Genomic DNA, 11,955 nt, shown 5'->3' with positions numbered 1-11,955 from the left:
ACCCCGCCATGTCTCCCGCCCCCGTTCGCGTCACGCGCTCCTGCCTGCTGGCCGCCGCCGGCCTGGCCACCACATTGCTGGCCGCCGGCTGCTCGCAATTCGGCAGCGCGGGCTACTACAACCCGCCGCCCGAAAGCACAGTGACCGACGCGCAGTACCACGGCCAGGGCGCCGGCTACCGCACAGTGGTGCACGCGCCGTCGCAGTTGCAGATCGACCTGAAGCCGGACGCTCCCCGCCGCCCCGCCAACACCACGTCGACGGGCACGCCGGCGCCGACCGCCACGGGCGACGCCGCGCAGGCGGCCAACCCGGCCCTGGCGGACTCGCCGGTGCCGCCGCTACCGCCCGGTGGCGCCAACGCCCGCATGGTGAACCGCACCGCCGCTGCCACGGTCGCGCCGGACGCCGATGCCGGCGGCCCGGTCAACCCCGAGGCCCAGGCTTTCATGCCGCAGGCCCAGACCTACATGGGCACGTTCCCGTGTTTCTCGCGTTCGATGCAGTGCCAGGCCGAGGCCCAGCGCGTCACGTTGACCCTGGCCCCCAATGGCCGCTGGCGCGCACGCACCGTGGCGCTGGAAGGCCAGGGCAAGCCGGTGGCCGAACAGGGCTGCTGGAACGTGACCGGCGAACGCCCCGCCCGCCTGCTGCTGCTGGACGGCGCGGGCAGCACCCGCGCCGAACTGCTGGCCACGGCCAACAACGTGCTGCGCGTGCGCTCGGTGCTGGGCAATGCCCCCACGCTGGACTACAGCCTGACGCGCCAACCCGACCTCGACCCGATCGACGAACTGGTCAAGCAGCCGGTCCCGGCCTGCCAATGACCGGCCCTGCCCGGCCGGGCGCCGCCGCGCCGCCCGGACCACCAGGACCACCAGGACCACGATAGGGACACAGCGCGCAGGCCAGCTCCAGCGCGCTGCGCACCCCCATCTTGCGGAAGATGCGCGCGCGATGCGCCTCGGCCGTACGCGTCGAGATGCCAAAATCGATGGCGATGACCTTGTTGGACTGCCCCTGCGTGATGTAGCCCAGCAGTTCGCGTTCGCGCGGGGTGAGCGCCGGCGGGGTTGCGCCAGACGCGTCCTGCGGGCGGCTGTGGCAATGCATGGTTGCCTCCGTTGCAATTCAGGATTGCAAGAAGTGTGGCATGCCCACCGCACGGGATGAAGCTACCAAATCTGGCAGGGGTCCCCGCCGGCCGGCCGATTGGGCCCCCTTTGTGCTGCGCACTCCGGTCTTCGCCCTTGGGGCGGCCCGGCGGGCTGACTGAACCACCTCCGTGCTGCGCACTCCGGTCTTCGCCCTTGGGGCGGCCCGGCGGGCTCAGAGCTCCAGGTTGTCGATCAACCGGGTCGCGCCCAGCTTGGCGGCGGCCAGCGCCACCAGCGGTTCGCCCGCCTGCATGTCGGCCGCCTCGGGCGCCTTCAGGTCGCGCTGGCGCCGCACCGAGATGTAGTCCACCTGCCAGCCCCGGCCGCCCAGCGCCCGCACGGCCTCGGCTTCCAGCGCCCGCGCATCGCGCGCGCCGCCGCGCACCTGTTCCCGGATGCCGTTCAGCGCCGCGTACAGCGCCGGCGCCTCGGCGCGCTCGGCCTCGCTCAGGTAGCGGTTGCGCGAGGACAGCGCCAGGCCGTCGTCCGCCCGCACCGTCTCGTGCGCCAGGATGTCCACGGGCAGCTGGAACTGGCGGCACATGCTGCGCACCACCATCAGTTGCTGGTAGTCCTTCTTGCCGAATACCGCCACGCGCGGCTGCACGCACGACAGCAGCTTCAGCACCACCGTGCACACTCCGCCGAAGAAGCCGGGCCGGAACTCGCCTTCCAGGATGTTGCCCAGGTCGTCGGGCGGCTGCACGCGGTAGTTCTGCGGCTCGGGATACATCTCGCGTTCGTCGGGCGCGAACACCACGTACACGTCACGCTGCCGTTCCAGCTTCTCGATGTCGTCCTGCAGCGTGCGCGGATAGCGGTCGAAATCCTCGTTGGGACCGAACTGCAGGCGGTTGACGAACACACTGGCGACCACGGGATCGCCATGCTGGCGCGCCAGCTTCATCAGGGCCAGGTGGCCCTCGTGCAGGTTGCCCATGGTGGGCACGAAGGACACGCGGTTCTGGCCGCGCAGGTGGTCACGCAATTCCTGGATGGTATGGACGACTTTCAAGGGAATCTCCGCTCGGAGGCGCCTGGGACGCCAGGGCTGGCCGCGTCAGGCCGCGGCCGCGACGCTGGTGTAGGCCAGGCGCACGTAGATGGGGGCGTAGGGCTCGGCCTGGGTGATGTCGAGCAGGGATTCGCGCGCGAGTTCGAGCATGGCGATGAAATGCACGACCACCACCGCCGCCGGCGCGCCTTCGCGGATGCGCTCCAGGAAGAGCTCGCCGAATTCCATGAAGCGCACTTCGTTCAGGCGCCGCAGGATGTGGGTCATGTGGTCGCGCACCGACAGCTGTTCGCGCGTGATCTGATGATGCTGGTTGAGCTTGGCGCGCTTCATGATGTCGGCCCAGGCCGCGCGCAGGTCGTCGACGCTGACGTCGGGCATCATGCGCTCGACGCTGATCTCGGCCACGGCTTGCGAACGGACGAAGTCGCGCCCCAGCTGGGGAATCCTGTCGAGCTTCTGCGCCGCCAGCTTCATCTGCTCGTATTCGAGCAGGCGGCGCACCAGTTCGGCACGCGGGTCTTCGGCCTCTTCGCCGGTATCCGACTTTTTCACCGGCAACAGCATGCGCGACTTGATCTCGATCAGCAGCGCGGCCATCAGCAGGTATTCGGCGGCCAGTTCCAGGTTGTGGGTACGGATCTGGTCGACGTAGGAAAGGTACTGCCGCGTGACATCCGCCATCGGGATGTCCAGCACGTTGAAGTTCTGCTTGCGGATCAGGTAGAGCAGCAGGTCCAGCGGCCCCTCGAAGGCCTCGAGGAAGATCTCCAGCGCGTCGGGCGGGATGTACAGGTCGTTGGGCAGCTGGAACAGCGGCTCGCCGTACAGGCGCGCGAACGCCACCGAGTCGATCACATCGGGCGTGCTGTCGACCTGCGGCTCGACCAGCGCGGCCAGGTCGGCGCCCGGAATGGCGGAGTTACGGGACGACATCGGGACCGGGGCCGCGCGCGGGGATGGGCGGACGGATCAGTCGGCCGAATACACGTAGGGCTTCTGCGGCACGCGCGCGGCCCGGAAACCCTCGAGCAGTTCGGTGTCCTGCGGCTTGTCCCACAGGCGGCCGCGGCCTTCGCGCTGGCGCTGCTCGACGTCGGGATGCTGCGCCTTGTAATCCTTCAGGAACTTGGTGATTTCGGATTCGTAGTTGGCCATGATGCGGACCGGCGGGTTGTCGATCCCGGCAGTGTACTTCAGCTTGCCGGGCGGCCCGCGCCCGGGCTTGCCTGCAGCGGCCGCGCCCGGCAACCGGTCGTGACCGCCCCGCGCCGGGGCCGGCGTTACAATCGATCCACCCCCCACACCCCTCCCCGCGCCCCGCGCCCAATGTCCTCAGAACAAGCCTCAGCCGCCTCCGACCCATTGCGCGCCGCCCGCGCCGCCCGCATGATCCCCTTCATCGTGGGATGTGCGCTGTTCATGCAGATGCTCGACGCCACCGTGGTGGCCACGGCCCTGCCGGCCATGGCGGCGGCGCTGAATTCGACCCCGGTGCGGCTGAACGTGGCCATCACCTCGTATCTGCTGGCGGTGGCGGTGTTCGTGCCCGTCAGCGGCTGGGCGGCCGACCGTTACGGCGCCCGCCGGGTGTTCATCACCGCGATCGGCCTGTTCACCCTCAGCTCGGTCGCCTGCGCGCTGGCGCAGGACGTGACGCAGCTGGTGCTGGGCCGCATCGCGCAGGGCATGGCCGGGGCCATGATGGTGCCGGTGGGACGTATCATCCTGCTGCGCATCGTGCCCAAGCAGGACCTGCTGAAGGCCATGTCGTTCCTGTCGCTGCCGGCCCTGCTGGGGCCGGTGATCGGCCCGCCGCTGGGCGGTTTCATGGTCACGTACATGTCGTGGCACTGGATCTTCCTGATCAACATTCCCATCGGCGTGCTGGGCATCGCGCTGGTCATGCACTACGTGGACGAGATCCGCGAGCGCGACGCGCCCGGCCTGGACCTGTGGGGCTTCGTGCTCAGCAGCGTGTGCCTGGCCGCGCTGGTCAGCGGCTTCGAGTCGCTGGGCCGCGGCCTGATGCCCGTCTGGATGCAGGCCGGGCTGCTGGTCCTGGGGTTCGGCTGCGGCGCGCTGTACGTGCGCCATTCGCGCCGCGTCGCGCATCCCATCATCGACCTGTCGCTGCTGCGCATTCCCACGTTCTCCATTTCCACCCTGGGCGGCAACCTGTGCCGCTTCACGGTGGGCGGCACGCCGTTCCTGCTGGCCATGCTGCTGCAGGTAGGCTTCGGACTGTCGCCGTTCCAGGCCGGCCTGATCACCTTCGCCGGCGCGGCAGGCGCCATGCTGATGAAGTTCGTGGCCACGCCCATCGTGATGCGCTTCGGCTTTCGCCGCGTGCTGATGGTCAACGCGGTGCTGACCGGCCTGTTCGTCATGGCCTGCGCCGCCTTCACTCCCGAGACGCCCGCCTGGGTCATGATCCTGGTGCTGCTGATCGGCGGCTTCTTCCGTTCGCTGCAGTTCACCGGCGTCAACACGCTGGCCTATGCCGATATCGGCCCCGAACGCATGAGCAGCGCCAGCAGCTTCTCTGCCATGGCGCAGCAACTGGGCATCACGCTGGGCGTGGGCCTGGCGGCGGTGTCGCTGAACCTCAGCATGGCCGCGCGTGGCGGCGAGCATCTGGTGGTGGGCGACGTGATCGTCGGCTTCGTGGTGGTCGGCATGGCCTGCGTCCTGTCGGCATTTTCGTTCCGGCGCCTGTCGCCCGACGCGGGCGCCCAGTTCAACCAGACGAGGGCACGGCGTGACGACTCCTGAATTCATCCTGGCCCTGGACCAGGGCACGACCAGTTCGCGGGCCATCGTGTTCGACCGCGCGGGCGCGGTGCGCGGCACGGGCCAGCGCGAGTTCCGGCAGTACTATCCGCAGCCCGGTTGGGTCGAGCATGACGCGTCCGAGATCTGGAGCACGCAACTGGAAGTCGCGCGCGAAGCGCTGCGCAACGCCGGCGCCAGCGCGGCCGACGTGGCGGCCATCGGCATCACGAACCAGCGTGAGACCACGCTGGTCTGGGAGCGCGCCACGGGCCGGCCTCTGGCCCACGCGCTGGTATGGCAGGACCGCCGCACCGCGCCGCTGTGCGAGAAGCTGCGCCAGGACGGCCACGCCGAATGGCTGCAGCAGCGCACGGGCCTGGTGGTGGACGCCTATTTCTCGGGAACAAAGCTGGCCTGGCTGCTGGACAACGTGCCGGGCGCGCGCCAGGCGGCCGAACGCGGCGAACTGGCCTTCGGCACCATCGACACCTGGCTGGTGTGGCAGTTGACGGGCGGTCAGGTGCACAGCACCGACGCCACCAATGCCGCGCGCACCATGCTGTACGACCTGCACACGCACGACTGGAACGACGACATCCTGGAGCTGCTGCGCATCCCGCGCAGCCTGCTGCCCGAGGTCGCACCCAGCAGCGGCGAGATCGGCCGCACCCTGCCCGAACTGCTGGGCGGCGCGATCCCCATCGCGGGCGTGGCCGGCGACCAGCACGCCGCCACCTTCGGCCAGGCCTGCTTCACGCCGGGCATGGCCAAGAACACCTACGGCACCGGCTGCTTCATGCTGATGAACGTCGGCGACAAGCCGGTCGCCTCGTCCAATCACCTGCTGTCCACGCTGGGCTGGATGCTGCCCGCGCCGTCGGGGCCGCAGGCCACCTACATGCTGGAAGGCGGCATCTTCGTGGCCGGGGCGGCGGTGCAGTGGCTGCGCGACGGGCTGGGCATCATCCCGCGCTCGGCCGACGTCGAGGCGCTGGCCGCCCAGGTCGAGGACACCGACGACGTTTTCCTGGTGCCCGCCTTCGCGGGATTGGGCGCGCCGCATTGGGATCCCTACGCGCGCGGCGCCATGGTCGGCCTGACGCGCGGCACCACGCGCGCCCACGTCGCGCGCGCCACGCTGGAATCGATCGCGCTGCAGAGCGCCGAGCTGATGGCCTGCATGAACGCGGACAGCAGCATCGACCTGTCCGAACTGCGCGTCGATGGCGGCGCCACCCGCAACGACCTGCTGATGCAGATGCAGGCCGACCTGCTGGGCGTGCCCGTGGTGCGGCCGCGCGTGTCCGAATCCACCGCGCTGGGCGCCGCCGGCCTGGCGGGCCTGGCGGTGGGCTTCTGGCAATCGCTGGACGAGTTCGCCGCGCAGTGGCGCGCCGACCGCCGCTTCGAGCCGGCATGGTCGGCCGACCGGCGCGAAGCCCGGTTGAAGCGCTGGCGGCAGGCCGTCGAGCACGCCAAGGGGTGGGCCAGGCAGGACTGAGCCCAGGCAGGCAAGAGGGCTCGCCGGCGCGGAGGGCCAGCCGTCTTAGTCGCCGATATACCCAGCGCCATCCGCTCACGCGCGGAGTGCGGTGCCATTCGGCCCGCCAGGCACGTCGAAAAGACGCCTTCGGCCAGGAAGTGCCCACGTCACGATCGAGGCTGCCGCCACACGCAGCGCGAATCCCATCGGCGCCGCCGCGCAGCCTCTGCACCGCGCCCCGCAAGACGTCATGCATGCGGCGTAGCCCGCCGCGCACGCCGTCCCGTGCCTTCATCCATCCGGCCCATGCCGCCCTCCCAGGGCGGCGCGTGGCGGCCTACACCCTCGCCTGCTTCTTTCCTCATGCCGGCCGCCTAAGCCGTTTCCCCGACGCCGTTTCGGCCTAGCCCAAAGCGGCAATTGGTCGCGACGGGATTAGCGCCAATGATGCCCTCACCGCCGCCGCACACGGCTCGCCGTTGCAGGCGTGGCGGCAATTCTCGACTCCGTGGGAAGGACTGGGCATCGCCATGAATCCACTACGCCAAACGGACCGGCATCCGGCCGGGCCAGCCTATGCCGCCATGCCCGCGCCGGGCGCCGGCCCGCACGATCGCGGCGCATGCCGCGCCGCGCGGCCCGGGCTGTTCGACAGACTGGCGCCAGCCGGCCTCGACGCACAGGCGTGCATGGGCGCGGGCCACGCAAGGCATTGCGTTGCGCCATCGCCATGGCGCAACGCAGCCCGGCTGTCGGTGCTCTCGTGCGCCCTGATGGCGGCGGGCTACGCCGCGCCTGCCCAGCCGGCGTCGGTCTGCCACGCCGGCACGCCGTCGCAGGCACCAGCCAGCGGCGGCAACTGCAGCATATCCACTTACCATCCGCCCACCAGCTACGACGGCGCGGGCGGCGCGGTGGTCACGGGCGGCGACGTCATCACGCTGCAGGGCACCTCGCCGATCAGCACGGGCTACAGCGGCAACACCACCGTCGACAGCAGCACGGTGACCGTCGTGTCGGGCACCTTCCAGTCCCAGGCACTGACGCACGGTGCGCAGAGCATGGCGGTGACGGGACCGAACGACGCGGCCGGCATCAACCAGGTGTACCGCGTGTACGACTCCAGCGTCTTCGCGGACCGCTCGAACGCGAACACGCCCGTCCAGCAGTTCGAGGACGTGGCCGGCGACATGTACTACCGCGCCTCGCTGGGCAAGGTCGACCAGGGCGGCGGCACGCTGAACGTGAACCTCGGCGCCGCCCCCGCGGGCACGCCGTCCGCCAACCGCATCATGATGGTGTCCAAGCAGACCTACCTGACCAGCGCGGACGGCACGGGCGCCGCGGCCAGCACCGTCTCGTGGCAGTCGCGCAACCAGGTCGACCTGGGCATCGATCCCGGCCTGCCCACGCCCGACGAGAACGGGATCGTCACGGTGTACGTGCCGGTGACCACCTACGCGGGCGCGGTCACTTTCAACGGCGTCACCCACACCATCACCAATGCCACGCAGCTGGCGGCCTACAACGATGCGCTGGTCGCGGCGCTCAAGAGCGGCGTGTTGGCCTCGCAGGACGCCTATGACCGGGCCTTCGCGATGGCCTACGCCACGACCAACGTGCCGGTGCGCTACCAGACCAACACCACCGCCGGCGACCTGGCGCGCACGCCGAACGGCGACCGCTATGCGATGCTGGCCCAGGGCGCCAATGGCGCAGGTGTCGTCGCGCTGGGCGCGCAGATAGACGCCACCCGCGCATCGGGCGCCATCAAGGCCGCACAGGGCGCGACAGTGACCAACAACGGCACGCTGTCCGGCAACATCGTGGAGCAGGTCGTCCGCATCGAAAGCGGCGCGCATTTCGTCAACGCCAGCACCGGCGTGGTCGCGTCGGGCTACCTGGCCGGCGACCGGCTGGATACCGCCACGCAGGACACGTTCTACTACACGGGCTCGGGCATCCTGGCCACCGGCGCGGGCAGCACCGTGCGCAACAGCGGCATCGTCAACACCGCGGGACTGGCCTATGCCAACAACCTGTCGGCCGGCATCGGCCTGGCCCAGGGCGCCTCGGGGGTCAATGACGGCACCATCAATGCCGGCGTCAATCCCGGTTACGCCAGCACGGTCGTGGGCGTCAACGTCAGCGGCGGCAGCAGCTTCACCAACGCCGCGGACGGCACGATCTACGTCGGCCGCGCGGCGCAGTACACCCAGGCCGACGCCACCACGGACGTCGCCATCACCGCCCCCACCTACGGCATCCGCATCATGGACACGGGCGACCGAGCCGTGAACGAGGGGCAGGTCATCATCGGCGCGGGCGCGCAGAACGCCGTGGCCATGTACTCCACCGCGCCCGTGCAGTCGCTGCTGCAGAACAACGGCACCATCACGATACGGGGCGCCGCCGACGGGACGCCGCTGGCCAACGTCGGCATGATGGCCGACGACAACGGCGCGGCGGGCACGAACGCCATCGTGCACAACGCCGGCACGATCAATCTCGACGGCATCAACGGCATCGGCATGCTGGTCAACGCCAATCCCGGCACCGCGGCCAACGCCCAGTCCAGCGGCACCATCAACGTGAACGGCGGCCTGTCGCCCGCCAGCGGCACGCGCAACATCGGCGTGTGGGTGGACGGCGCGCTGGCCACGGCCCGCATCGGCGGCACGGTGAACCTGTCGGGCACCGGCGCCATCGGCATCTACGCGCAGGACGGCGGCACGGTGCACGTGGCGGCCGGCGCGACGCCGCGCTTCCTGGCCGGCACGGACCAGATCGGCTTCTACGCCGCGGGCACGGGCTCCGCCATCGACGTGGCCGACAGCGCACTGAGCGTGACGACGGACCGGTCCACGATGTTCCGCGTGGCCGACGGTGCGGCGTTCAACGGCACCACCGCGGGCGGCGCGCTGCGGTTGACGATCACCGGCGCCGACGCGCGCGGCGTGGTGGCGACCGGCATGGGCGCCACGCTGTCCACGGGCAGCTCGACGTACGACGTGACGGGCGCGGCCGGCCCCAACGGCGGCGCCGCCGCCATCGTGGTCGAGGGCGGCGCAACGGGCACCATTGACAGCGCCACGACGATCGCGCTGTCCGCCGCCGGTGCGACGGCGGGCATCGTCGACGGGCAGGGCCTGGACGTGTCGGGCGCGGCGCGAGGCACGCCCGTCACCACCCTGCTGGAAAACCGCGCGCAGATCGCGTCGGCGTCGGCCGGCGTGACCGGTTTCGTCGCGCGCGATCGCGGTGTGCTGGTGAACGACGCCGCCGTGTCGCTGGACGGCGCGGCGTCGACCGGCGTCGTGGTCGGCACCAACGGCGAAGTCCGCAACAATGGCCTGATCCGCGCGGCCGACGGCGTGGGCGCACACGTGCGCGGCGCGGATGCCCTGCTGGTGAACGACGGGACCCTGCAGGCCGACGACGGCACGGCCGCGGTGCGGCTGAGCGGCGCGGGCGCTTCCGTGGCGCTGACGGGCGCGGGCCGCGTGCAGGCGGCGGGCACGGCCGCCGGCGTGCTGCTGGACGACACCGCCACCGGCGCGGCCTTCGTCGGCCAGGCGACGCGCATCACGTCGCAGGGCAGCGGCGCGGCCATCGACAACCGCGCCGGCGGCGGCCAGGTCGTGCTGGCGGACTCCAGCGTCAGCGCCACGGGCACGCAAGGCGTCGGCATCCGCGCATCGGGCAGCGGCGCGGTGCTGGCCCTGAACCGCACGGCGATACAGGGCGTGTCGGGCGGCATCGCGCTGTCCGATGACGCCGGCAGCGCGCAGGTGTCGCGCGTGACGATGACCGGGGGATCGGTCGACGCCCGGTCGGGCAACGCCGTCGACGTCGCCGGCGCGCATGCCGCCATCACCGTGCGCGGCGGCGCCACGCTGGCCGCCGGCTCGGGCATCCTGCTGCGGCTGAGCCGCAACAGCGTGGCGGACTTCACCGCCGAAGGCGTGTCGCTGCGCGGCGACGTGATCGCGGACGACGGCAGCCGCGGCACGGTGAACCTGCGCGCGGGCGCGATGCTGACGGGCCGCGTCGATCCCATGTCCGTGGACATCGATGCCGGCAGCACGTGGCGCGTGACCGCCGACTCGCGGACCGACGCCCTGTCCAACGCCGGCACCGTCGCGTTCATCGCACCCACCGGCGATCCCACGCGGCCCGCCAGCTACGGCACGGTGACCACGCAACGCTACACCGGCAACGGGCTGATCGTGCTGAACACCTACCTGGGCAGCGGGCCCTCGGCCAGCGACCGCCTGCTCATCGACGGCGGCGCGGCGACGGGCGCCACCGCCCTGCGCATCGACAGGACCGCCCCCGCCGGCGCGCTGACCGCCGGCGACGGCATCAACGTGGTGGCCACGGCCAACGGCGGCACGACGGCGCCCGGCACGTTCCGGCTGGCCTCGCCCGTGCAGGCGGGGCCCTACGAATACCTGCTGTACCGCGGCGGCAGCGCCGATCCGCAGGCCTATTACCTGCGCTCGTTTCTCGGCGCGGGCAACGGCGACACGGGCGCCGAGCCACCTGTGGCGTATCGCCCCGCGACGGTGGGGTATGCGCTGACGCCCGCGCTGAACCTGGGCTATGGCTTCGCCAACCTGGGCCGCCTGCAGGAGCGGGTCGGCGACGTGGCCAGCACCGAACGCGGCCAGCAGGGCAACGCCCACGGCATATGGGGCCGCGCGGGCGGGTCCGGCATCAATGCCGATACGAGCAGCCGCTACGCGGTGAAGCAGCAGACGTTCTTCATGCAGTTCGGTCGCGACTGGACCCTGTCGCGGCCGACCGAAGGCGGCAGCACCCACGCCGGCGTGACCGCGAGCCTGGGCACCGCCAATGCGAAATTCCGCGACCGCCTGCGCAGCCTGGACGCGACGCTGTCCGAGAAGACCGGCAGCACCACCACGCAGGCGCAGAGCCTGGGCGGCTACTACACGCTGTACGGTCCGCAAGGCGGCTATTGGGACAGCGTCGCCCAGGCCACCCGCTATCACAACAAGTACTACGACGCCTATGGCGGCAAGGCGACGCAGAACGGCTACGGCCTGGTCCTGTCGCAGGAGGTCGGCCAGCCCCTGCCCATGGCCGGCAGGCTGGCCATCGAACCGCAGGCGCAGCTGGCGTACCAGTACCTGAAGCTGCGCGGCTTCGACGACGGCATTTCCGATGTGTCCGGCAACGGCAACCACGCGCTGCGTGGCCGATTGGGCCTGCGCATCTTCGTGCCCGGACTGGACACCGCGGACGGCTCGGGCAGCGGCACGCCCTACCTGACCGCCGACGTGCTGCACGATTTCATCGGGGCGCGCCGCGTGTGGATGGACGGCACGGCGTTTCGTGAAGGCCTGGGGCGCACGTGGGCCGAAGTGGGCGGGGGCCTGAACATCCGCGCCGGCCAGTCGGGGCAGTTGTATGCCACGGTGAAGGTCGCCCGGAACCTGGGCGGCGACGACCGGCGCGGCGTCTACGGCCAGGTGGGATACCGCTACAGCTGGTGAAGCGGT

Annotated in this window: 8 protein-coding genes; 4 read left to right on the top strand and 4 right to left on the bottom strand. The window is 70.9% G+C overall.

Going from position 1 to position 11,955, the window contains the following annotated elements:
• Positions 1-8 precede the first annotated feature (8 nt).
• Positions 9-827, top strand: coding sequence for a copper resistance protein NlpE (locus FS845_RS08150; RefSeq protein ID WP_144632512.1), 819 nt, complete (start codon positions 9-11; stop codon positions 825-827).
• Here the strand turns inward: FS845_RS08150 and FS845_RS08145 are convergent.
• From FS845_RS08145 to FS845_RS08130, 4 genes are all read right to left on the bottom strand, one after another.
• Complete coding sequence (locus FS845_RS08145) at positions 799-1,113, bottom strand: response regulator transcription factor (RefSeq protein WP_144632509.1); 315 nt, start codon at positions 1,111-1,113, stop codon at positions 799-801. The genes FS845_RS08150 and FS845_RS08145 overlap by 29 nt on opposite strands.
• A gap of 216 nt (positions 1,114-1,329) precedes the next feature.
• Positions 1,330-2,172 (bottom strand): pantoate--beta-alanine ligase, encoded by an 843-nt coding sequence (gene panC / locus FS845_RS08140; protein WP_144632505.1) that lies wholly within the window; start codon positions 2,170-2,172, stop codon positions 1,330-1,332.
• Between the two features lie 45 nt (positions 2,173-2,217).
• Positions 2,218-3,108: a segregation and condensation protein A gene (locus FS845_RS08135; RefSeq protein ID WP_144632502.1), complete on the bottom strand. Its 891-nt coding sequence runs from the start codon at positions 3,106-3,108 to the stop codon at positions 2,218-2,220.
• Between the two features lie 36 nt (positions 3,109-3,144).
• The gene (locus FS845_RS08130; RefSeq protein WP_144632848.1) at positions 3,145-3,333 is read right to left on the bottom strand and encodes a DUF3460 family protein; all 189 of its coding nucleotides are present in this window, start codon (positions 3,331-3,333) and stop codon (positions 3,145-3,147) included.
• Positions 3,334-3,501: 168 nt separating this feature from the next.
• Here FS845_RS08130 and FS845_RS08125 point away from each other — a divergent pair, with 168 nt between their 5' ends.
• The 3 genes from FS845_RS08125 (at position 3,502) to FS845_RS08115 (ending at position 11,949) form a co-directional block, all read left to right on the top strand.
• Positions 3,502-4,947 carry a DHA2 family efflux MFS transporter permease subunit gene (locus FS845_RS08125; RefSeq protein ID WP_144632499.1) on the top strand — a complete coding sequence of 482 codons (1,446 nt, stop codon included), beginning with the start codon at positions 3,502-3,504 and terminating at the stop codon, positions 4,945-4,947.
• Positions 4,934-6,448 carry a glycerol kinase GlpK gene (glpK, locus tag FS845_RS08120; RefSeq protein WP_144632496.1) on the top strand — a complete coding sequence of 505 codons (1,515 nt, stop codon included), beginning with the start codon at positions 4,934-4,936 and terminating at the stop codon, positions 6,446-6,448. Before FS845_RS08125 ends, glpK begins: the two co-directional genes overlap by 14 nt.
• 512 nt (positions 6,449-6,960) lie before the next feature.
• On the top strand, positions 6,961-11,949 hold the full coding sequence (locus FS845_RS08115) for an autotransporter outer membrane beta-barrel domain-containing protein (RefSeq protein ID WP_144632493.1): 4,989 nt from the start codon (positions 6,961-6,963) through the stop codon (positions 11,947-11,949).
• Positions 11,950-11,955 lie beyond the last annotated feature (6 nt).

This window comes from Bordetella genomosp. 13 (assembly GCF_007679965.1).
GTDB lineage: Bacteria > Pseudomonadota > Gammaproteobacteria > Burkholderiales > Burkholderiaceae_B > Bordetella.
Note: the sequence above shows the minus strand (reverse complement) of the source record. Positions and strands in the feature narration are given on the sequence as shown.

Bases quoted from the DNA above. Each gene is read 5' to 3' on its own strand.
- FS845_RS08150 (WP_144632512.1), top strand. From the start codon at position 9: ATGTCTCCCGCCCCCGTTCGCGTCACGCGCTCCTGCCTGCTGGCCGCC.
- FS845_RS08145 (WP_144632509.1), bottom strand. From the start codon at position 1,113: ATGCATTGCCACAGCCGCCCGCAGGACGCGTCTGGCGCAACCCCGCCG.
- FS845_RS08135 (WP_144632502.1), bottom strand. From the start codon at position 3,108: ATGTCGTCCCGTAACTCCGCCATTCCGGGCGCCGACCTGGCCGCGCTG.
- FS845_RS08125 (WP_144632499.1), top strand. From the start codon at position 3,502: ATGTCCTCAGAACAAGCCTCAGCCGCCTCCGACCCATTGCGCGCCGCC.
- FS845_RS08115 (WP_144632493.1), top strand. From the start codon at position 6,961: ATGAATCCACTACGCCAAACGGACCGGCATCCGGCCGGGCCAGCCTAT.